Here is a 21,825-nt window from a genome sequence, read left to right on the forward strand (position 1 = left end):
CTCCTTACATATATAGATATATTGATATAACCTTTTTAAGTGAAAATGTGATTCCTACCTCTTCTGCCTTTTTTGGAATCACAATTTGACTTCCAAATAATACCGCGCACGGTCCTGCCTCTCGATGAACTTGGAAAATTCGACGATGCGATTTTGCGGGGTGTAGGTGGTACGCTCCAACACGATGACAGATGTCCCTTTCTGAATTTTCAACAGGGACGCTTCATACTCGTTCGCGACAGAGGAGGCCAGATAAATCTTGGCCCGGTCCAGTACAACCTGGTAGCGTTTTTTCAGGACGTTGTAGATCAAGTCGTTCTCGATCAGCTGCGGCGTAAAATCCGGGCAGACATCGCAGGGAAGGTACGAATATTCGATGACGACCGGTTCCCCGTCAACCAGCTTGATCCGGTTGATCTTGGCCACGAGGTCGCTGCTTGAAATCCCCAGCGCCTTGGCGATACTCTCTCCTGCCGGTTCAATGGAAAAGCTGACGGTTTTGTGCGGATAGCTTGCTTCGTCATTGGCGAGGCTGACACTTTTGTACAGATCTTCTTCTCCCCTCTTCCTGGTGACGAACGTCCCTCTCCCCTGCTGCCGGTACAGCAGGCCGGCGTGCACCAGGTCGGTAATGGCCCGCTTGACGGTAATCCGGCTTACCTCCAGAGATTCAGCCAGCTCGTTCTCCGTCGGCAGCTGATAGCCCGGCAGCCACTCTTCCAGGGCAATCTTTTCCTCGATGATCGTCTTCAACTGGTGGTACAGCGGAATCGGCGAATTCTTGTCCAGTTTCATCCTTCACTCTCCAAAGTATATATTGTTATAAAGATATATCCTTTCGCGTCGAATATTCTGAATTTACTTTTGATTTTATGTCCTGTGCTGATTTCTGTCAAGTGACCGATCCAACTTCCAACCCGTGTCCCTGAAAAAACGGAGCGGCAGCTCCTTCACGGTTGCTGCCGCCCGCTGTCCGCCTGCCTGGCCGGTTCGCTGATGACTTACAACATGCCTTGGCGCTGTCTAAATTCCTCCCTGGCCTTGTCGTTCATGCGGGCGGGTGTCCAGGCTGGCTCCCAGACGAGATTGACTTCCACTTCGTTCACTTCGGGAATGCCCTTTACCTTCTTCGTTACCTCGTCGGAAATGAATCCGTGCAGCGGACAGCCAGGCGTCGTTAGCGTCATGGTGACGCTGACATTTCGACTTTCATCGACGTCCACGTCATAAACCAATCCCAGGTCGACGATGTTGATGCCAAGTTCAGGATCGATTACTTCTTCCAAAGCAGCCCATACTTTCTCTTCCACATTCATCGGCAGGCCCTCCTGAATAGTCGCTGGCAAAAGGTGCATCTTTGCTGTAGTTTGCCTGACCGAGGCCCTTTTATGCATCAGAAAACGCTAGAAAAACAGTCCGGTCAACTCTTCGGCATCGATTTTGCCGAAGTACTTGCCAAGGTCGACACCCGATAAAATCTGATAGACGGCCTGTTTTTCGTAAGGCACGCCGACCAGCATCCGCTCCAGATCGGCTACGTCTTCTACGCCAAAAAAGTCGCCGTACACCTTCGCTTGCTGGATTTTTCCCTTGTCGATCGACAGCTGGACCTCCACGGTTCCGATATCAAAGCGCTTGGTCTGGCGGAAATTGCTCTTGGGCGATTTTCCAAAATTCCAGTCCCAGTTCTGGTATTTTGCTTTGGACAGCTCGTGAATCTTTTTCCAATCTTCCTCTGTCAGCCGGTACTCGACCACTTCTTCCCCGTTGAAAATAAAGCGGAGGAGCGCCTCCCTGAACTGCTCAATGGTGAGCTTCGCGGTCAGGAATTCCGAGATGTTGGCCACGCGGCTGCGAATCGATTTGATCCCTTTTGATTGGATCTTTTGCGGGTTCACCTTCAGCGTCTGCACGACCGTCTCCAGGTTGGAGTCGAACAGCAGCGTTCCGTGGCTGAACATCCGCCCTTTGGTTGAATATTGTGCGTTGCCGGAGATTTTCCGCTCGCCGACCTGAATGTCGTTGCGTCCGGTAAGCTCGGCATTTACTCCCAGTTTATGCAGGGCTTGTACGACAGGTTCGGTAAACTTCTTAAAATTGTGGAACGACTGGCCGTCGTCCTTGGTGATAAAGCTGAAGTTCAGGTTGCCCAAGTCGTGGTAGACGGCACCGCCGCCGGACATGCGGCGGACCACGTGGATCTTGTGCTCCGTTACGTAATCGAGATTGATCTCTTCCATCGTATTCTGGTTCTTGCCGATAATGATCGAAGGTTCATTGATGTAAAACAGCAGGTAGTCCTCATCGTCAGGCAGGTTTTTCAGACAGTATTCCTCTATCGCCAGATTGATTCGCGGATCGGTAATCCCTTGATTATCGATAAATTTCATCAGATTTTCCCCCCTTCCTTCTATTGTAGTAGAAGCGGGGAGAATGACAAGGACAAGCAGGTGTCGCTTGACACTTCGAAGCGTCCTTGCTCCATGGGGCGCTGGGCATACGGAAACGGAGCCTGTTCAGGCCCCGCCGTTCCGTTCTTGTCGTCTCCCTGCGCAGGTTACGCATCAGACGCCGCTTGTGTTTTTGTACAACTCTTCCAGCGTTTGCCCCTTTGCCCGAGCGAGTACCTCAATCCGCACGTTGAACTGCTTTTGGGAATAGCTGAGCAGGTCGGCATAACGGACGCCAAACGCCGTGCTTTCCTTCGGTTCCAATCCTCGGTACATCTCCCGCGCCAGCGGAAGCAGCTCCTCCAGCTTTTTGACGATCAGCTCAAACAGATGCGGGTGTTCGCAAATCAACCGCTGAAGTAAAAACGTGCCATAGCTGATGTGGCGCGATTCATCCATTTTCAGGTAGCCGACCCCTTTCATCAATCCCGGCATGACGCCCGCCTTGCTTAGCCCCTCGTAAAAGGCGTAATAGCCCGTCTCCGCCAACACACCTTCCACGAACATATTGTAGATCGTCGACGCTTCCGCCATCGCCTCCGGCGATTGGTCGGTGATCAACCGCTCCATGGCCTCGGGGAGAATTTCGTAAAACACTTTTTTGTAGGCGTCCCCATGATACTGCGCAAGCTCTCCTTTTTCCCCGATGGCATCGAGCACAAGGCGGAAAAACTCGGTATGTTTTGCCTCTTCAAACAAAAAGGTGGTCAGAAACATCTCTTCCTCGATTCGCCCTTGTTTGGCAATCGCCATGATCAGCGGCAGCAAGTCAAGCGTGACGGCTTCTTCTCCCCCGAGAAAGCCGGCCATTCTGCGCAGCGTTTCATCTCTCTGTTCCGCTGTCATCCTCACCCAGTCATCCCGGTCCTGGCTGAAGTCGATATCCTGCGGGTTCCAGGTGCCAAACCGTTTGGCCTTCTGATACAGTTGGTACGGCAGCAGATCCTGCTGAAGTCCCCGGCAGCCGGTCGTAATCATTTCCTTCCTCACTAAAATCCCTCCCCAAAAGATACTCCCTGCTGGTCGACGTTCTCCCTTTATCGGCGCCATGTTTCCCAGATACGGAACATACAGTATATGAAAGGAAAAGGCATGCCTTCTGCCTCTTATTGTAGCGTGCCGATCCGACGGACTTGTATTCCCTAAAAGAAGGGGGGATTTTGGTTCCATGGAGATTGCCAAGATGCTGCGCTATCGGGAGAGCATTTGCAAAACGAAACAGCAGGAAGCGAAACAAGTTCTTGCGGTTCGCGGGTTTCTTGATCTTTTTCACTTTCGCGCGGCCGCTTTGTTTACCTATTCAGCCCTGAACGAAACAGGCGAAGGGATCATCCGGGCATGCGAGAGTGGAATCTCCAGCATTCGGGAGATTCGGGAAGACGTCCGGACGATCCCGCCGATGCACGCCGCAATCCAGGCGAAACGGGCAGATCTCATCGACTCCACCAGTTTGGCCCGACATTTTCCCGCCAAATATGTACAAGGACTCTCCTACCCCCTCGTCGTGCCGATCTGCAGCGGAGCGCTGACGATCGGCTGTGCCACCTTGAGCCGTTACGCCGGACCTGGCACAATCGGGACGCAGATGCTTCGGACGTTGACCATTTACGGCCAGATGATCGGAGAGGCCTTCATGGAGCAAGAACAGCGTCCCCGGCAGATACTGAGCAATCGTGAACGCGAAGTTCTGCAGCGGATGGCCTGGGGAGAGTACTTCAAGGAGATGGCTTGGCACATGGGGATCAGCGAATATACCGTTCGCGATTATATCAAGTCCGCCTTGCAAAAAATGAATGCGAAAAACCGGACGGAGGCCGTAGCGATCGCGCTGCGGACCGGGATCATCAAATGAGGGGGAAAAGACTTAGCCAGATGGCCAAAAAAACCGGCCCTCAGCTCATGTGAAGACCGGTTTTGCCCATTTGCCGCTGCCATCTTTGTCTGCTTAAAACAAAGGCATGTTGTCCAGGTTGTTGGACGGGTCGCCATCCGGAATACTGCGTAGGTGAATATCGCCATCCCTGCCCTTGAACACCTGTACGTTTTCGATCATGCCTTGCTCGGCCAAACGCTGCGCTACGAGGTAATCCACCTCATTGCCGTCAGACAATTTCAGCTTGATGATGTCGCCGTCTCCATTTTTGCGTACGGCGACGACACTGGGTTTCTGTTCGTCTGTCACGCGTATTCCCTCCTTTGCGGTTCCTTCCTTAGGGTTTCCAACAAAAGGGAAAGAATACCTATGCTCAATGCGGCTTGCAGGCTGCACGCAGATACTCTTCAAATTCCTGGCTGGCCAGGGGGTGGCTGAAGTAATACCCCTGTCCCTGTGCACAGCCATCCCCGTTTAAGATGTTGAGCTGATCACCGGTTTCGACACCTTCGGCGACGACGTTGAGATTCAGGCTTTGGGCGATCGTCAGGATGGCCTTGACGATCGCCTGGCTCTCCTTGTTGTGGTGCAGATCGCGGATGAAGGAAGCATCTATTTTGATCGTGTCGATCGGCAGGTCCTTGATATAACTGAAGGAACTGTAGCCCGTCCCAAAGTCGTCGATCGACACCTGCACCCCCAGCTCCCTTATGCTTTGCAGAATGGCGGTGGCATTTTCCGAGTGCAAAAAGATGCTCTCCGTAATCTCCAATTCCAGCCACTTCGGTTCCAACCGGGTCTCATCGAGAATGCCGCGGATCATCTCCAGCAGATTCTTTTGCTGAAATTGCTGTGCCGACATGTTGACAGCGATTTTGAGTGGAGGGTATCCTTTGTCCTGCCAAGCCTTGTTTTGTTCGCAGGCGTGCCGCAAAACCCATTCGCCCAGCTGGATGATCAGCCCGCATTCCTCGGCCAACGGGATGAACTTGCCCGGAGCGATCAGCCCCAGCTCCGGATGGACCCAGCGGACCAAAGCCTCCATCCCGATCAACTCGCCTGTCGTCAAATCCAATTTCGGTTGATAGTGGAGCCGGAATTGCTCCTGCTCGATAGCTTTGCGCAGTTCGTTTTCCAGGAGGATGCGCTCCAGCGACTTGGCTTCCATCGCCGGAGTAAAAAATTCGTATTCGTTGCGGCCGCGTGACTTTACCACGTAGAGAGCGGTATCCGCCCGTTTCAGCAAATCATCAGCGTTTGCCGCATCAGCCGGAAACATGGCAATCCCGATGCTGCAGGAGAGGTTGTACTGATGTCCCATCCACTCCAGCGGTTTTTGAAAATGGGCGAGCACCCGCTCCGCCACCGAAGAGACCTCTTCCTTTCGGGAGATGTTGGTCAAAAGGACAGTAAACTCATCCCCGCCCAAACGGGCCACTACATCCCCCGTGCGGACGCATCCCTTCAGCCGCTTGGCTGCCTCGATCAGAATCAGGTCCCCTACATCGTGACCCCAGGTGTCGTTGATGTCTTTAAAGCGGTCCATATCGAGAAACATGACGGCCAGCTCCGACTTGATTCGCCTGGCCTGGTTGATCTCTTTATGCAGCCGTTCGATGAACAACCTTCGATTTGGCAGTTCGGTCAGCGTATCGTGGTAGGCCAGATGGTAAATCGTCTGTTCCGACTTTTTCCGGTCGGTGATGTCCCGCATTACCAGCACCAGGTCTTTTACATTTCCGGCCTGGTCCAGAATCGGGTTGATCTTGGCGTCAACGTCGATGATGCTGCCGTTTTTGGTGGGAATGCGGAATTCCACCTGGGACGCTTTTTTCGTGACCAGCACCGAGCGGATGTCTTCCTCCACCTCAGCCCGATCTGCTTCATAGACCCACTGCCGGAATTTTTCGGACATCATCTCTGCAGGCTCATACCCCAAGACTGCTTGGTGCGAGGGGGACAGATAGGAATAGGTTCCATCCCGGTCAATCACAGCGATCAAGTCGGAGGTATTTTCCGTGATTAAACGGTACTTTTCCTCACTCTTCTTGATCTCTTCCTCCATCTGCTTGCGCTGGGTGATATCATTCCGTATCGAGACGTACTGATACGGTTTTCCCTGGTCGTTTAGAAACGGAATGATCGTCGTATCCACCCAGTAAAACGAACCATCCTTCGCCCGGTTTCGCACCTCTCCGCGCCAAATCCTGCCTGAGCCGATCGTTGCCCACATATTTCGGAAAAATTCGGCGGGATGATAGCCGGAATTTAAAATCCGATGATCCTGCCCGATTAATTCGCTCTGTTCGTATTGAGAAATTTTGCAAAATTGCTCATTGGCATAGAGAATGCTGCCGCGCTGGTCCGTGATGGCCACGATTGAAGACTGATCCAGGGCGTATTTTATGTCATGCAGTTCTTTTACGATTTTCCTTAGCGTTTCATCCTGCATCAGTAAAAGAGAATTCCAATCCAACGTTCATCACCTGTCTGCTCTTGTCGACTCTATCGAAATCAGCCGCTTTTTCTTTTCCGTGCAACGCAGTGAAAAGGAAAATAATCCCTGGAATGCAATGGACGATACTGAATCCAGGGATTGCAATGACTCGATCAGGGGAACTAGCCCCTCCACGATTATTTACCAGAAAACAGGGATTTTCAAGCTTTTTTACAAATAATAGCGCAAATCTGCGCTTCAAAAGCCTGCACGAGCCCCTTGCCAAATCCCCACCCGCGATACGCTTGGTGAACGGCAAGTGAATCGAGATAGTACCCGTCCTCCCCAGCTTCCCGTTCGTCTGGCGTCCCGGCAAGCGTATTGGCGATGGAACCGATCGCACAGTGCAGCAGTGAAATGATGTACGGCATCCTCCTGTTTTGCTTCCCGAATCATGTTGTCCTCCCATGGTGTCTGCCCTAGATGCAGTTCTGGCTCTGTTGATGTGAAGAGAGTGCCTGTGCTATATCCTCCGCAAATTGATCGATCTCATCCTCGGTCGTATCAAATGCAGTCATCCAGCGCACCAACGATTCCCGCTCGGACCAGACGTGGAAGTAATAGCGCTCTGAAAGCGTCGCGATACACTCCCGGGGAATTACGGCAAACACGGCATTCGCCTCTACTTTTTGCGTGATGCGCACGCCGGGAATCTTCTCGATCCTGCTCGCCAGGAGTGAGGCCATCCGGTTGGAATGGCGGGCGTTTTGAAGCCACAAGTCGTTGGACAGCAAGGCCTCAAACTGGGCGGCAATAAAGCGCAGCTTGGAACCGAGCTGCATGCCCTGCTTGCGGATGTACATAAAATCGCGGGCCAGGTCCGGATCGAAAAAGATCACGGCTTCTCCGATCATCAATCCGTTCTTCGTTCCGCCAAACGATAAAACGTCTACGCCAACATCGGCCGTGAGCGCCTTCAAGGGGACGCCCAAATAGGCAGCGGCGTTTGCCAAGCGCGATCCGTCCATATGCAGCAGCAGTCCGTGCTCATGGGCCAAATCCGCAATCGCTTTGATCTCCTCCGGCCGGTATACCGTGCCGAATTCCGTCGACTGTGTGAGGGAAACCACTTTGGGTTGGCTGTGATGCTGGTCGCCAAAGCCGATCAAGTGCTGCTCGATCTGATCGGGTGTGATCTTTCCGTCTGCAGTCGGTACTGTCAGCAGCTTGCAGCCGGTAAACCGTTCGGGCGCTCCGCACTCGTCGACGTTGAGGTGAGCTTGATCCGAACAGATGATGGATTGGTACGGCCGGGTGATGGCTTGCAGTCCCAGAACATTGGCCCCCGTGCCGTTAAACACAAAAAAAACCTCAATGTTCTCGCCAAAGTGTTCCTTGCACTTCAAAATCGCCGCTTCGGAATACGGATCTTTTCCGTACGAGGGCACGTGGCCGGTATTGGCGCGAATGATCGACTCCAGCACTTCGGGATGAATGCCCGAGTAATTGTCGCTGGCAAAACTCTTGCGCATGGCTCTCTCCCCTTTTCTCCTTCTTATTAGGTCATCTCTCACAATGGAAATATTATACCAAACTCTAGATCCGTTTCCAGGCAAAGAAAAAACGGCTGTCCCTCCCGTGCAGCGGGAGGTGTTCAGCCGTCAGGCATATGTTCCTTGCCATTTATTACTTTTTACGTCGAAAGAGCGAATCGCAAGCCCACATCGTGCTCCCGGCCAGCAGCAGACAGACCGAAGCCGCCAACAGCATGAAGTCAAGCTCGTACCCGCCAAGAAAACCGGCAGACAGCTTGGCAGTCAAGATCGCTCCCAGCATAACAAGCGCAAACAAGGCAGAGATCACTCGCGTGCCCAGACCCAGAATCATCAGTAATCCGCCAACCAGTTCGATCACTGCGACGACATAGGCCAAAAATCCCGGCAGACCGAGCGTTGCGAAAAATCCGACCGTCTTTTCGATTCCGCCTTGGAATTTGGCCCACCCGTGAACGAGAAAGACTAACCCCAAGACCACCCGCAGCAGCAATAACCCGATATCTTCCCGTCGTTTCATTGACATCCTCCTGAAGAACATACTGAAACTATCACAAGGATGTACGAATGTTTGCAGGTTTAAACTTCTGTCCGGCATTTCGTCCGTTCACTGAAGCTTATACCCGTTATTCCGGGTAGAGGATATCCAGCGTTTTCAGCGAGCGGATCTCCTGCTTGTGGATCGCGGCGATAGCAGCTTCTTTATTTCTCTGCCTTAACGCTTCCACTTGCTCCCGGTGTTCCTGATAGGAAAGCGAGAGATTGCTCCCATGCGCCATCGACGACATGCGCAGCGGGCGCGCCGATCTGCGCAGGGATTGGTACATTTCGGTCAAAATCTCATTTTGTGCTATCGAAAAAATCGTATAGTGAAACTCTTCATTCAACTCGTAGTACCCAACGATATCCTGCTTTTCGATGGCTTCCGCTTGCTTTTCCAGAATGGCATCAAGCCGCTGGATCTGCTCCTCGTTCACATGCTGGATCGCTTTCACCATCGCTATTTCTTCGAGGCGGTATACCGCATCGTATAATTGGTGGATCTCTTCTCTCGAGAATTTCTTCACCACAAACCCGTGATGGGGGATGCGGGTCACGAGCCTGTCTTTTTCCAACATCAGCAAGGCTTCCCGAACTGGTGCTCTGCTGGTGTGAAACTCTTCGGCAATCACGGTTTCTATCAAATGCTCTTTGGGATGAAGGATGCCTTTTGCTATGCGCGTAGCTAGCTCTTCCGCTATAAACATGGGAGCCGTTTTTACCGCTTTTTTCTTCATTCCATATTTTCTCCTTTTGTTCTTTACTCATCACTCAGTTAGAAACCCCTTTCTACTATACAACATTGCCGTTTATCTTGTATATTTCCGGGTGATTCCAAACCGAATTTTCCATCCCCGCCTCTCCTCTTGGTCGAAATGCTTAGCGAAGAGTTTCTTCTGAACGGTCTGTCGCTGGTGCAGGAGTGATTGACAATGCCGATATTTCGCTGCGCATCTCCTGCGTCATGTGAAGTTCAAGCGCCTGCAGCGAACATTCAAGCTGCTCCGGATTTCTCGCCCCAATGATCGCTGCGGTAACACTCGGGTGTGACATGGCCCAGGCGACAGCCAGCGCAGCGGGATGAACCCCTCTTTCCTTGCAATAGGCATTAAAGCGGTCTGCCACTTCGTAGTTCACCCGGTCGGCATAGCGGTCCGCATACTGCTTTTGTTCTACCAGCCGTCCCTGAACCGGCCTTAGATTGGTTCCGTATTTTCCTGATAAAAGGCCGCCGCCGAGCGGGCTGTACGTGATGACGCCCAATTCCTCAGACTGCGCGAGCGGAAGAATTTCCACTTCGGCTTGACGCTTCACCAAATTGTACATGGGTTGAATGATCTCAAACCGGGCCAACTGTTCTTTTGCGGCAATTCCAAGCGCTTTGGCGATTTGCCAGGCTGCCCAGTTGCTTGCGCCCGGGTACAGGATCTTGCCTTGGAATTGCAAATCGTCCAATGCGCGTAGGGTTTCCTCCATCGGGGTCAGCTGATCGAAATGATGAACAAAGTAAAAATCGATCCGATCCGTTTTCAGTCTTCTCAAGCTGTTTTCAACCTCAAGCATGATGTGCCTGCGAGAAAGGCCGCGCGCGTTCACGTCTGTTCCCATCGGATTGTACACTTTTGTCGTCAGCACGATTTCATCCCGGCAGTCCCTGATGCATTCACCCAGTATTTCCTCCGCCCGGCCTTTGCTGTAGGAATTCGCCGTGTCAAAAAAGTTGATCCCCGCTTCACGGCAGCGGGTAAACATGGCTTTTGCCGTCTCTTTGTCGGCATCCTTGCCAAAAGACATGGTCCCAAAACATAGCTGGGAGACTTGAATGCCTGTCTTGCCAACGGTCCGATATTTCACGCGGATTCCTCCTTATCGCCTATTCGGCTTTTCTCGTTCCCGCTCCAAAAAAGCACCGAGGACCGGTTCGAGATACTTCTTGAACAAATCGGGATTTTCTGTCATCGGGAAATGCCCCATCTCCTTCATCACCTGAAAAGAAGCGCCCGGGATTTTTTCCGCTGTCTTTCTCGACATTTCCGGTGTGCACGAATAATCATACTCTCCAGTCAGCAGAAAGACAGGGCATTCCTCCGTATTGATCCGGCCAACGCGATCGGTCGCATCCCATTCCTCGCTGTAGAAGTAGATGTCACCGTAGTAAATCCCCGGCGAACCCTGGCTGTAGATCCACCAAGCCCGTCTGCGAAGCACTTCCGGACTTTGCGGAGCGAGAAGCCCGTACACATTGGTTGCGCACAGCTCCCCTCCGTTTACCTGAGGATGGAATAAGTACTCGTTGAACCTGCCTTCCGTCCGGGCTGCCGCCCCCAAGCCGATCACACCGCGAAAACGCTCCGGATACCGATAGGCCAACTCCAGAGTGATGCTTCCCCCCATCGAGCATCCCATCACGATGGGCGATTCAATACCGACCGCCTCGATAAAAGCCATGATCGTCTCGACATACCGTTCCGTTGTCAACAAATACTGTTCTTTCCACCAGCCATCTGCCGGCATCGAACGCCCGTGGTACGGCAGATCAAAGGCAATCAGTTGAAAATTCGAGGTTAACTCTTTGTCGCGCAGCAGGTCGTAGTATTGCCGCGAATCTGCGCCGGCCGTATGAAGACACAGGATCGGAATACCTTCTCCGGCCGTTTCGTAATAGATATCATACGACTTATTCTGGATGGTTGCGGATACATAGCGCCCCTGGATCACAGCCCGCCGCCCCCTTGCATCTCGCGGGCGACCGTAAACATGCGAGTCAGCGAGCGCATGTACTGCATGGCCATCAGCCTGTTTCCATTGAGACAGCAGTCCTGGATGCGGGTTACGATTCCGAGCAGATCATGATAGACGGGCGGAGGGACAGGTTGGATAAACTTGTCCCAAGCCTCTTTTGGCCCCTCAATGTTGAAATCCCAGCTGTCGTTCCAGGTCGGTTCGGCGATTGAGATGATTTTCCCTCCCTCAATCTGAAAGAGGTAAGAGCAGCAGCCAATTTTCCAAAGAAACCTGCAATTCATGTGCTTGGCGATCCACGATAGCTCAGGATCACGGTTTGCCGCTGTCTGAAAAACCTTCATCCATTCCGGAGAAAAAGCCTTCAGATCACCCAAAATGATCAACCTCCAGTACGCGCATGTCATGGCTGGGCAAAACTTTCGCACCCAGCTTTTCCATTTTCTCAAATGTTTGGAAATATTCTTCCAGGCTCCAGTGAATGCCTTGGGGGATATGGGGCATCGTCTGATTGCCTTCCCAATTTTCATAGACGCCGATGGTATCGCTGGCGATCAGATACGGACCGTCTTTTGTATCAACGAGAACTCCCTGAATGCCAGGCGTATGTCCAGGCAGATGAACCAAGCGAATCCCGTCCATCAAGGTAACGTCTCCCTCGACTGCCTTCATCCGGTCAAATGTTTTCATCCAGCGGGGGATGACACCCTTTATTCCAACCTCGTAGTAACCGCGCTGGGTTGGCAGAGGCGCGACCGCGGCCATAAGCTCCTTCTTCTGGACGTAAAAAGTGGCGTTTTGAAACTTGTCGTTTTGAAAACAGTGATCCCAGTGAAGGTGGGTATTCACGACGGTCTGGATCATCTCCGGCTGCAGCCCATGCTTCTGCAGCTGCGCTTCGATGGTATGCTCGGGCAGCCGCTGCAGTCCGTGGTGGTGCTGCTTGGCCCATTCTTCATCAGAACCGCCTGTATCTACCACAATCGGTTCCTTCCCGCCAAGAATCAGCCAGCCGAGTATGGGCTGGCGCACTTTCACGCCAGGATTGACCTGATAGAGAAGATTCGATGTCTCCATCGCCTCAAAAGTTCCGAGGTGAAGGGGATGGATTGTATAAGCCATGACAGGATCCGCTCCTTTCTTGCCATTTTCGTATTTCCAGGATCATGCCGCCCCAATTTCCTCCAGTCGTTTTCCTCTTGTTTCCGGACCCAGGAAGAAAACAAGCGCTACTGCCACCCAGAAGAAAACGGCCATCGTGAGATAGATGCCATAATAAAATTGGATTTCCATGAAGTAACCAAACAAAACCGGACTAAGGGCCGCACTTACGCGACCGGCTCCCGTTGACCAGCTGGTTGCCGTCGCCCGAACATGTGAAGGATACAGCTCAGACGTATAGACGACGGTGCCTGCTACGCCTTGTTCGTACAGGAAGGACAAAAGGCAGGCTCCCCAGACCAGGAGCACGGGATTCTGAATCAGACCGAAGAGCAATGCCGCAACTCCCCCCAGCCCAAAACCTACGTAGAACAGTTGTTTGCGGCCAAACCGTTCGATGGTCCAGAAAGCGGTAGCCCGTCCAAGGATCGCTGCGATGGCGACAAACAGCGTGTAGGCAAACGTCTTGGTCATGGTCAACCCGTACACACTGGACAGGATCGTTGGCAGCCAGAGCAGGAAGCCGTAATAACCGAAGTAGCCAAAGAAATAGTATCCAGCCGTAAGAATAAATCTTTTCAGGTATTGGGGCTCGAAAAGCGCTCGAAGACCTGCCTTTTCTTTCGTCAGCGGCTGCAGTTCCAAATTCTCCACATCCTGATCCGCTGCCCCAAGCTTTTTCAAAACCTCTTTGGTCTCGTCCAGACGCCCTCTCGAAGACAGCCATCTCGGAGACTCCGGCACCTTCCAGCGGATCAGAAAACTGAGCAGCGCTGGAATGACACCAGCTATGAAGAGAACCCGCCAGCCGTAAACGGTTACATATTGGAGCGACAGAACTGCTGCGATCAGCATGCCGACCGGCCATAACACCGTTAATACAGAGGTAAATCGCCCTCTATGCTTTGTGGAGATATACTCTGAAGTGAGCGCTGTATCGACCGGAATCATCCCACCCAGACAAAGTCCCGTGACGAACCGGAGGATCCCAAATGTGTAGACATCATTTGTAAGCGCTGTCAATCCGGTCAATAGGCTAAACCCCAGCAGCGTGCCGATAAAGCCTACTTTTCTGCCAAACTTGTCGGTAATCGGTCCCCAAAGAATCGCTCCCAGGAACATTCCCCAGAGCCCCGTGGATTGGAGGATACCATTCACCACGGGGGAAATATTCCATTCTTCGATTATAGACGGCATCGCGTAAGAAACGATGTAGGTATCAAATGAATCAAACATAAATCCAAGTGCGGCGGCAATCACCACAAAAATATGCGTATTCGAAACAGCAAGCTTCTCGATGACGCTGTCGACCGTGCTCCTTGTCTGCAGGTCGGCGTACTTCTTGTTTGCGTATTGGGCCATTATGAATCCCCCTCAGATAGCGTGATATTGGTCATCCTCTCCAAAAAAGCGGCGATCTCCGTATGATCCGGGTGACCCGGCAAAGAGTGCAAGGCCATCTCGTAGATTTGTTCGACGAGCCCGCCCAGCAGCAAAGGAATTTTTTGATCGCGAGCAATCGAGTTTACCATCCTTACATCCTTTTGCAGGAGTTCGAGGGAAAACCCGGAGTTAAACTGCCGAGTCGTCACAAACGTCGGGAATTTATAATGGGTGGAAAAGCTTTGGCCAGAGCTTTGGTTGATCGTCTCCAGCGCAGTGTTCAAATGGAGCCCCAGTTTCTTGCAAAGAATCATCGCCTCAGCCGTCGCGTACATCGAGGTGGCCGAGAGATAGTTGTTGATCGCTTTCAGGGCGTGTCCAGCCCCTGTTTCTCCGACTAAATTGATCGTTTTGCCCATGCACTGCAAAATCGGCAGCGCTCTGGCAAAATCCGCATCAGAGCCTCCGACCATGATGGTCAGATTTCCTGCTTTGGCGCCTTTCACGCCGCCCGAAACCGGGGCGTCAATCATCGTCAAGCCCGCTTCCACTGCCTTCTTTGCCAGCCGTTGTGTGGAAAGCGAGTAGGAACTGCTCATGTCGATGATCATTCCACCCGGTTTCATGCTTTGAAACAAACCAGCCTCACCTTCGGCAACCGCTTCTACGGCAGCCGAGTTGGGAAGCATGGTGATCACCACTTCGCTTCTCTCGGCCAAATCCTGCACACAAGAAGCGGCGATCGCTCCCTTCTTTATCACTTCAGTCGCCGCTTCCGGATTCGCGTCAAAAACGGTGAGGGGATAGCCGGCGCTCAGCAAATGCTCGGACATCCATCTGCCCATCTGCCCAATCCCGATAAAACCAATGCGAGTCATCGCAAAACATCCCCCTTTCGTTTACTCTTGTTGTTCGCCTTGTGCCGCCAACTCGGCATGCAGGGAGCCGATTCGCGGGTGGGCCCGGCCCGAAGAGGTGACAGCAGCCGCAATGACAATCTCATCCGCTCTGGGCGCGTCCGGAATTCGAAATTCGAAACTCATGTGATGGGAGCGGATTTTTGCGTCCATTTTATGTTTAATCGCCAGATCGATCGAAGCTCCGGCTCCTCCCCGTTTTTCGGCTGAGGGCAGCAGCGTCTTGGCATTTCCGCACACTTTTCGGAATTCATTCCCGAAAAGCATCGTGTGAATGATCGCAGAACCGTGCTCCACTTCTCCGTCCAGGCCGACCAAAGCCGCCTTGCCGTAGCCTTCACATTCCTCACCGGACAAGCCCAGGGCTTCCAGCGCTTTGGACGGCAGAAGCTTTCCCAGCTTGGCAGAGTACTCGTCAATGAGCGGCTGCAAGTCTTCCACGTATTTCCCCGCGTAGGGATTTTGAATGACGGCTGCAGCGACTGCCACCCTTACCGGTTTCTCCACTTGTTTAAACCCTTCGATGTACGTTTCTTCTACTGTCGTGACCATTTTTCGAATCTCCATGGACCATTCTCCCTTAAAAAAAGTTTATTGTCTACTTGATTGTCGACAATAATGTATTCATGAGTCTATCTTACTTTCTATTTTGATAAATGTCTACACTTTCTTTTCCGAAATCCTTCGTCTTCCGAAAACAAAAAAGCGAGTTTTGCGTCTTTCGCGCAAAACCCGCTTTGATACGGCATCCCTGACCCAAGGGCTGCCCACTGGCTTTCTGCTATGCCTCTACAATCACATGGCTTTTTGGCAAGGGGTCCGGCAGGGAATGCCAATCCCGGTTCATTTCGTCCTCAGTCAGCAAGCACTGGTCAAGCCCACGCAAAATCTCTTCCCGCTTCATATCGATCCCGATAAACACCAGTTCCGTCATCCGATCTCCAAACTCGGGATCCCAGGTTTCTTTCAGCTCGGGATGTTCCGCCTGCACAGCCTGCTGCTGCGCCTCGGGCAGCGCGGCGAGCCAATAACCGGCCGCACCCAGCTCGATAGAAGGCCCCGCCTGGCTCAGGCAGACGGCAAGGTCGTTGCGGGTGGCAATCCAGGCAAAACCTTTCGCCCTGACCACCTCGTCAGGCCAATTTTCCAGCCAGCTGTTCAATCTGGCGGGGTGAAACGGAATGCGGCGCCGATACACTAATGACGAAATCCCGTATTCCTCGGTCTCCGGCGTATGGCCGCCCTTTTGCAGCTCCAAAATCCAGCCCGCCGACTGGCTTGCACGTTCAAAATCAAACCGGCCCGTGTGCAAAATCTCGCGCGGGTCCACCTGCCCGCGGGTCGTGCGAATCAGCTTTGCCGTCGGTTGAAGCTTGCACAGCACGCGTTCCAACTCTTGCAAATCTTCTTCAGATACCAGGTCACACTTGTTGAGCAGCAGAATATCGCAAAATTCGATCTGGTCGACAAGCAAATCCACCACTTCCCGGGTATCTGTCTCGTCAACCGCCTGCCCTCGCTGCAAAAGGCTTTCGCCTGAAGAAAAATCGTGCCAAAAACGGTAGGCATCGACAACCGTCACCATCGTATCCAGGCGGCAAATCGCCGAGAGGTCAATTCCGTTCGCCTCGTCCACATACGTAAAGGTCTGGGCAACCGGGACCGGTTCGCCAATACCTGTCGATTCGATCAGAATATAATCATAGCGGTTCTCTTTTGCCAATCGCTGGACCTCTACCAATAGATCTTCACGCAGGGTACAGCAGATACAGCCGTTAGACATCTCCACCACTTTTTCATCGATCCTCGAAACGCTGCTGTTGCCCCTCACCCACTCTGCGTCAATATTTACTTCACTCAGGTCATTGACAATCACAGCGACTTTGAGCCCTTCCCGCTTATGTAAAACATGATTCAAGATCGTCGTTTTTCCGGAGCCGAGATATCCGCTCAGCACGGTAACAGGAATTCTTTTGTCCTCCATTAGGCTTCTCCTCTCAAATCAGAATAATTACGATTTAAACCCGATCGTTCTCCCCTGCGGCATGCGGCTCGACCATCGCCATGCAGCGCCGCAAACATGTGCCCTTGTAAAGATGCATGGGAAAGCGAAAACGCCGATTTAAATCGTAATCATTACGGTTTATATCACATAACCTACACGATTTTGCCAATGTCGTCAACCCAGAAACTTTTCTTTTTACAAAACGTAATGATTTCGTTTTATCAAAATATGCTTTATACTAAATCGGAAGGATATTCCTTTTTGGTGAGCTGGAGGTCGTGTAACGAATGGTAAAATGGCGCCATTACCTTTTGGAGATGCTGTTTCTGCCCGTTATCGCCGTAGTGCTTTCTATTTTTCTGATGGACAAGACCGTTGACTTCTCCTCCTTCCAGCTCGCGGCATCGCCTCGCCTGCTGGATGTCAAAACCCTGTTTCTCAGCATCTTGCTCGAAGCGATCCCTTTCGTGTTGTTGGGCGTATTCTTCTCCGCCTTCATCCAGACCTTCGTCCGGGACGAGCAGGTTCGCTGCTGGACGCCCAAAAGCCCGTTGATCGCGATCCCGTTTGCCGCCTTGTTGGGTTTTTTATTCCCGGTGTGCGAATGCGCGATTGTCCCGATCGTCCGGCGGCTGATCCTCAAGGGAATGCCCGTCTACGTCGGCATCGTATATTTGCTGGCCGGCCCCGTCATCAATCCCGTGGTCATGGCGGCAACCTACATGGCTTTTCCGGCGCAGCCGGACATGGTGCTGTACCGCAGCTTGATTGCGGCTCTGGTGGCTGTGTCGACGGGCGCTCTTGTCAGCGCTGTCCTACAAGTCTATTTTTCGCGGGAGATCCTGACCGTCGTAGGCCAGACGCCCGTGTATTCCCACCTGGCCATGATGGGTCTGGGATTTGTCTTCTCTCTCTGCTCGGAAGCGGATGCCTTCATCGCCGCTTCCTTTGCCAACACGTTCAGCAAGAGCTCGCTCGTCGCCTTCATGGTGTTCGGCCCGATGATCGACTTCAAAAATACGTTGATGCTGCTCGGCGTGTTTCGCTTCCCCTTTGTCGCCAAGCTCATTGCCGTCGTATTCACACTCGTTCTCGCTTTCACCCTTTTTCTGCCCATGTAAGGAGGGATTTTAATGAATGACAAGACGATCAGGCGTCACTACCTTTTTCGCTGCTTCATCCTGAGCGAGTTTTCTTTTTATGTTGGCGAAGCTGCTGCTCACCGGATCGATTACCTACTACCTGGCTCCCCGATTGCAGATGTTGTGCTATGTGACTCTGGGGATCCTGGTGCTCTTGTCTGTTATGAGTCTCGTCCAAGCGATCAGAGGCATATCCGACGACGCGTGTGATTGCGGCGGCGTGCATGCCCTGCCCAGCGGATTTTGGAAAAACATCCTGATTTACAGCTTGTTCCGTCTGCCTGTGGCGATGGGGCTCTTCCTGCCTGATAAAGTATTGGGGAGCGAAGTCGCACAGCAAAAAGGCGTAAACTTGTTAAAAGGGACGCAAAAACGGTATTGTCTGCCAACAAGGAATCCAAGAAATCGGCCCCTGCTGCGTCTTTGGGCCAAGAGGGCCCGGATAACCTTGGTTCAGGTGACTCTGAGCCGGTGTCTCCTGCTTCGTCCGCGGATCGCAATCCCCCTGTCAACGCCCATTCAGGTGATCCTGATCCGTCTCCCCAAGCTGTGGTAAGCGCTTCAGGAAAACCCAAGGATGATGCCGAACTGGAACAGAAGTTTCTGGATGCGGGGTTTGGCGACTTCTACCATAAAACGGCGATCGCCATGTACAAACAGCCGGTCATCGACCTGAACGACAAAATCTTTTTGGACGGACTGACGATCCTCGATTTGTTTTACCAGGAGTTTAACGGACACCAGCTTGAGATGACGGGCTTTGTCTATCGGCAGCCGAGCCTGTCGGAAGACGAATTCGTGGCAGCCCGCTTCTCTGTCTCCTGCTGCGCCGCGGATGCCGTTGTATCTGGGATTTTAATCCAATCGCCCCAGGCGAAAAAGTATCCCACAGACAGTTGGGTGCATGTCAAAGGAACACTGCGGATTACTACATACGAAGGGAATGATCTGCTGGTTTTACAGGCTGACGAGATTACGCCGGTTTAGACTCCTGAAGATCCATATGTGTATTACCAGGGGTTTCCTGCCGAATAAAGACAGGCAAAAGACACCCCACTGACTTCACCAACCAGTCAAAGAGGTGCCTTTGCTCAGTTTACTTTTTCCAACATTTTGCTGCGGAGTTTGGCGAGCATATCCTCGGTCATCTTCTCCAGGTCGTATTTTGCTTGAAAGCCCCATTCCGCTTCGGCCGCCGATGCGTCAAGGGAGTTGGGCCAGCTCTCCGCAATCTCCTGCCGCACCGGATCAACGTCGAATTCCAGTTCAAATCCGGGGATGTGCCGTTTGATTGCAGCAGCGATATCCTCCGGGGCGACGCTCATCGCCGTCACATTAAAGGCATTTCGATGAATGAGCCGTGACGAATCAGCTTCCATCAGACTGATGACAGCTTGCAGCGCATCCGGCATGTACATCATATCGAGGTAGGTCCCTTTTGCGATGTACGACGTGTATTTGCCGCGCCGGATCGCTTCATAGTAGATTTCGACCGCATAATCGGTGGTGCCGCCACCGGGAGGCGTTACGTAGGAAATCAGCCCGGGGAAGCGAACGCCCCTGGTATCGACGCCGAATTTATGGAAATAATAGTCACACAGCAGTTCGCCTGCTACCTTGTTGACACCGTACATCGTCGTCGGCCTCTGGATGGTGTCTTGGGGTGTCCGCTCTTTTGGCGTAGACGGACCAAACGCCCCGATCGAGCTTGGCGCAAACACCTGGCAGCGAAGCTCTCTCGCCACCTCAAGCGCATTGACCAACCCGCCCATGTTTAAATTCCAGGCGAGCAGCGGCTTGGCTTCGGCCGTCGCGGACAACAAGGCAGCCAAGTGGATGATAGTGTCTACCTGGTATTTCTTCGCCACCTCAAACATGCCTTTGGCGTCAGTCACGTCCACGATCTCATAAGGACCGGAACGATGCTCATCTGTTTCATGCGGCCTGATATCGGTTGCGACGACATTCTCCACCCCGTAGATCTCTCTCATTTTCACGACGAGCTCTGAACCGATTTGTCCCAGAGCGCCGGTTACCAGGATTTTTTTCATCGCAGAATCCCCATCTCTATGCCCACTCGCTCATAAATGGCCAGAGCCTGATCCAGCATTTCTTTGGTGTGGGCGGCTGTCGGCATATTTCTGACCCTGCCCGTCCCCTTGGGCACGGTTGGGAAAACAATCGATTTGGCATAGACGCCCGCTTCATACAGCTTTTTGCTGAACTCCTGGGTCGCTTTTTCTTCTCCGATCATGCAGGGCGTGATCGGGGTCTCGCTCTCTCCGATGTCAAACCCGAGCTGTTTCAGGCCTTGCTTCAGGTAACGGCCGTTCTCCCACAGCTTGTCGTGCAGTTCTGTGCTGCTCATCAGGATGTCGATCGCCTTGATGCAGGCCGCCACATCTCCCGGAGTGAGCGCCGTGGAGAAGAGAAACGGCCGGCTTCTCACCTTCAGCCAATCGATCAGTTCCCGCCGGCCCGCGACATAACCGCCGACGACGCCAATCGCTTTTGACAGCGTGCCAATTTGAAAGTCGATCTTGTCGGACAGGCCAAAGTGCTTGACGGTTCCCGCCCCTTTTCCCAGCACGCCCGATCCGTGGGCATCGTCTACATAGGTGATCAGATCAAATTCTTCTGCAACCGAAACGATCTCGGGCAGTTTGGCAATATCCCCGTCCATGGAAAAGACCCCGTCGGTAATCACCATGATTTTCTTGTACAGCCCGGATTCGCTCGCTTGCTTGGCTTTTTCCCGCAGATCGGCGATGTCCGAATGTTTATAGGTAATAATTTTTGCCCGGGACAGCCGGCATCCGTCGATAATCGAGGCATGGTTCAATTCATCGGACAAGATCGCATCGGCCTTGTCCATCACTGCAGAGATCGCGGCCATGTTGCAGTTAAAGCCGGATTGGTATGCGATTGCAGCTTCCGTGTGCTTGAATTGGGCCAGTTTTTCTTCCAATTCCAAGTGAAGTTTCAGCGTTCCGTTAATGGTGCGAACAGCACCGGCACCGACACCGTAGGTCTTGATGGCTTCGATGGCTGCCTCCTTTAGCCTCTGATCCGTAGCCAGGCCCAAATAGTTGTTGGAGGATAAGTTGATCAGCTCTTTCCCGTTGATCTTGATGACGGGTCCGTTTGGGCTCTCCAACGGATCGATCTCATTGTACAGGCCTTCCCTTTTTAAAGCCGCCAAATTTTCCTGCAAAAAATGCTCCAGCGTTTTGCTCGCCAAGGCAGATCCCTCCTTCATGGGATGTCCAACGTAGTTTCCAGACAAACAAATGTCCACTTAGCAAGGACTGATAAAATCGCATTAAATCAATGATTGCTATCTTAAAGGTAGCATCTTTGTTTCGTAATGTCTATATCACATGGACAATAAATTTTAGTTTTCCCACTTGTCGCCATGGGATATTCGCCCATTCATAACATCCCCTGATTTTGGCAAAGTAGACTATTTTTCAACTCAAGCCATGAAAAAAGAGCACCCAATAAAGGATGCTCAAAATAGCCATTTCCTTGTTCAATTTATACCCAACCGGCTGGCGAAGCCTGACCTGCCGATCCTCACAGCCAATGAGCTGCGGCTTCCATGATCGTCTCCGAGACGCTT

The 21,825-nt window shown here is 52.4% G+C and carries 24 protein-coding genes; 4 read left to right on the forward strand and 20 right to left on the reverse strand.

Translation table 11 applies throughout. The annotated features are described in order from the left end of the window. Positions 1 to 78 precede the first annotated feature (78 nt). The 4 genes from HGBM_RS03685 to HGBM_RS03700 all read right to left on the reverse strand — a co-directional run bounded on the left by HGBM_RS03685 (position 79) and on the right by HGBM_RS03700 (position 3,428). Entirely contained in the window at positions 79 to 795 is a 717-nt protein-coding gene (locus tag HGBM_RS03685; protein ID WP_019119742.1) for a GntR family transcriptional regulator, read from the reverse strand. A 206-nt stretch (positions 796 to 1,001) separates the two neighbouring features. Further along, on the reverse strand, positions 1,002 to 1,316 hold the full coding sequence (locus HGBM_RS03690) for a metal-sulfur cluster assembly factor (protein ID WP_019119743.1): 315 nt from the start codon (positions 1,314 to 1,316) through the stop codon (positions 1,002 to 1,004). An 87-nt stretch (positions 1,317 to 1,403) separates the two neighbouring features. After that, a complete protein-coding gene (gene lplA, locus HGBM_RS03695) occupies positions 1,404 to 2,390 on the reverse strand; it encodes a lipoate--protein ligase (RefSeq protein ID WP_019119744.1) in 987 nt (328 codons plus the stop codon). Between the two features lie 174 nt (positions 2,391 to 2,564). Continuing rightward, a complete protein-coding gene (locus HGBM_RS03700; protein ID WP_035286392.1) occupies positions 2,565 to 3,428 on the reverse strand; it encodes a R2-like ligand-binding oxidase in 864 nt (287 codons plus the stop codon). Between the two features lie 190 nt (positions 3,429 to 3,618). On the opposite strand from HGBM_RS03700, the gene HGBM_RS03705 reads away from it, so the two are divergent. Next, positions 3,619 to 4,302 (forward strand): response regulator transcription factor, encoded by a 684-nt coding sequence (locus tag HGBM_RS03705; RefSeq protein ID WP_019119746.1) that lies wholly within the window; start codon positions 3,619 to 3,621, stop codon positions 4,300 to 4,302. A 93-nt stretch (positions 4,303 to 4,395) separates the two neighbouring features. On the opposite strand, the gene HGBM_RS31545 is transcribed toward HGBM_RS03705, so the two are convergent. The 14 genes from HGBM_RS31545 to HGBM_RS03775 all read right to left on the reverse strand — a co-directional run bounded on the left by HGBM_RS31545 (position 4,396) and on the right by HGBM_RS03775 (position 17,040). Further along, positions 4,396 to 4,632, reverse strand: coding sequence for a DUF3892 domain-containing protein (locus tag HGBM_RS31545; protein ID WP_019119747.1), 237 nt, complete (start codon positions 4,630 to 4,632; stop codon positions 4,396 to 4,398). Positions 4,633 to 4,696: 64 nt separating this feature from the next. After that, positions 4,697 to 6,775 carry a sensor domain-containing protein gene (locus HGBM_RS03715; protein WP_051029597.1) on the reverse strand — a complete coding sequence of 693 codons (2,079 nt, stop codon included), beginning with the start codon at positions 6,773 to 6,775 and terminating at the stop codon, positions 4,697 to 4,699. A 206-nt stretch (positions 6,776 to 6,981) separates the two neighbouring features. Continuing rightward, positions 6,982 to 7,191, reverse strand: a complete 210-nt coding sequence (locus HGBM_RS03720; protein ID WP_019119749.1) for a GNAT family N-acetyltransferase — start codon at positions 7,189 to 7,191, stop codon at positions 6,982 to 6,984. Positions 7,192 to 7,239: 48 nt separating this feature from the next. Beyond that, entirely contained in the window at positions 7,240 to 8,292 is a 1,053-nt protein-coding gene (locus HGBM_RS03725; RefSeq protein ID WP_019119750.1) for a threonine aldolase family protein, read from the reverse strand. 154 nt (positions 8,293 to 8,446) lie between these two features. Further along, positions 8,447 to 8,833: a DoxX family protein gene (locus HGBM_RS03730; RefSeq protein WP_019119751.1), complete on the reverse strand. Its 387-nt coding sequence runs from the start codon at positions 8,831 to 8,833 to the stop codon at positions 8,447 to 8,449. A gap of 106 nt (positions 8,834 to 8,939) precedes the next feature. Continuing rightward, entirely contained in the window at positions 8,940 to 9,590 is a 651-nt protein-coding gene (locus HGBM_RS03735) for a GntR family transcriptional regulator (protein ID WP_019119752.1), read from the reverse strand. Positions 9,591 to 9,732: 142 nt separating this feature from the next. Beyond that, positions 9,733 to 10,707, reverse strand: coding sequence for an aldo/keto reductase (locus HGBM_RS03740; RefSeq protein WP_019119753.1), 975 nt, complete (start codon positions 10,705 to 10,707; stop codon positions 9,733 to 9,735). A 12-nt stretch (positions 10,708 to 10,719) separates the two neighbouring features. After that, positions 10,720 to 11,571, reverse strand: coding sequence for an alpha/beta fold hydrolase (locus HGBM_RS03745; protein WP_019119754.1), 852 nt, complete (start codon positions 11,569 to 11,571; stop codon positions 10,720 to 10,722). Beyond that, positions 11,568 to 11,972: a hypothetical protein gene (locus HGBM_RS03750; RefSeq protein ID WP_019119755.1), complete on the reverse strand. Its 405-nt coding sequence runs from the start codon at positions 11,970 to 11,972 to the stop codon at positions 11,568 to 11,570. The genes HGBM_RS03745 and HGBM_RS03750 overlap by 4 nt, the downstream gene beginning before the upstream one ends. Then, entirely contained in the window at positions 11,965 to 12,717 is a 753-nt protein-coding gene (locus tag HGBM_RS03755; RefSeq protein WP_019119756.1) for an N-acyl homoserine lactonase family protein, read from the reverse strand. The genes HGBM_RS03750 and HGBM_RS03755 overlap by 8 nt, the downstream gene beginning before the upstream one ends. A gap of 42 nt (positions 12,718 to 12,759) precedes the next feature. Further along, positions 12,760 to 14,118, reverse strand: a complete 1,359-nt coding sequence (locus tag HGBM_RS03760; RefSeq protein ID WP_019119757.1) for an MFS transporter — start codon at positions 14,116 to 14,118, stop codon at positions 12,760 to 12,762. Further along, positions 14,118 to 15,017 (reverse strand): NAD(P)-dependent oxidoreductase, encoded by a 900-nt coding sequence (locus tag HGBM_RS03765; protein WP_019119758.1) that lies wholly within the window; start codon positions 15,015 to 15,017, stop codon positions 14,118 to 14,120. Before HGBM_RS03765 ends, HGBM_RS03760 begins: the two co-directional genes overlap by 1 nt. Before the next feature lie 21 nt (positions 15,018 to 15,038). Further along, positions 15,039 to 15,623, reverse strand: a complete 585-nt coding sequence (locus HGBM_RS03770; protein ID WP_019119759.1) for an amino acid synthesis family protein — start codon at positions 15,621 to 15,623, stop codon at positions 15,039 to 15,041. Positions 15,624 to 15,837: 214 nt separating this feature from the next. Beyond that, positions 15,838 to 17,040 carry a GTP-binding protein gene (locus tag HGBM_RS03775; RefSeq protein WP_019119760.1) on the reverse strand — a complete coding sequence of 401 codons (1,203 nt, stop codon included), beginning with the start codon at positions 17,038 to 17,040 and terminating at the stop codon, positions 15,838 to 15,840. A 383-nt stretch (positions 17,041 to 17,423) separates the two neighbouring features. Between HGBM_RS03775 and HGBM_RS03780 the strand changes: the two genes are divergently transcribed. The 3 genes from HGBM_RS03780 to HGBM_RS26555 all read left to right on the forward strand — a co-directional run bounded on the left by HGBM_RS03780 (position 17,424) and on the right by HGBM_RS26555 (position 19,190). Continuing rightward, on the forward strand, positions 17,424 to 18,182 hold the full coding sequence (locus HGBM_RS03780) for a permease (protein ID WP_035286394.1): 759 nt from the start codon (positions 17,424 to 17,426) through the stop codon (positions 18,180 to 18,182). Between the two features lie 79 nt (positions 18,183 to 18,261). Then, positions 18,262 to 18,759, forward strand: a complete 498-nt coding sequence (locus HGBM_RS28745; protein WP_051029569.1) for a DUF1980 domain-containing protein — start codon at positions 18,262 to 18,264, stop codon at positions 18,757 to 18,759. Continuing rightward, positions 18,675 to 19,190, forward strand: a complete 516-nt coding sequence (locus HGBM_RS26555; RefSeq protein ID WP_147512796.1) for a TIGR03943 family putative permease subunit — start codon at positions 18,675 to 18,677, stop codon at positions 19,188 to 19,190. Before HGBM_RS28745 ends, HGBM_RS26555 begins: the two co-directional genes overlap by 85 nt. Positions 19,191 to 19,294: 104 nt before the next feature. Here the strand turns inward: HGBM_RS26555 and HGBM_RS03790 are convergent, their stop codons facing one another. Next, positions 19,295 to 20,254 carry an L-threonine 3-dehydrogenase gene (locus HGBM_RS03790; RefSeq protein WP_019119762.1) on the reverse strand — a complete coding sequence of 320 codons (960 nt, stop codon included), beginning with the start codon at positions 20,252 to 20,254 and terminating at the stop codon, positions 19,295 to 19,297. After that, positions 20,251 to 21,444, reverse strand: a complete 1,194-nt coding sequence (locus HGBM_RS03795; RefSeq protein ID WP_019119763.1) for a glycine C-acetyltransferase — start codon at positions 21,442 to 21,444, stop codon at positions 20,251 to 20,253. The genes HGBM_RS03790 and HGBM_RS03795 overlap by 4 nt, the downstream gene beginning before the upstream one ends. Between the last annotated feature and the right edge of the window lie 381 nt (positions 21,445 to 21,825).

Source organism: Brevibacillus massiliensis (assembly GCF_000311785.1).
Classification (GTDB): domain Bacteria; phylum Bacillota; class Bacilli; order Brevibacillales; family Brevibacillaceae; genus Brevibacillus_C; species Brevibacillus_C massiliensis.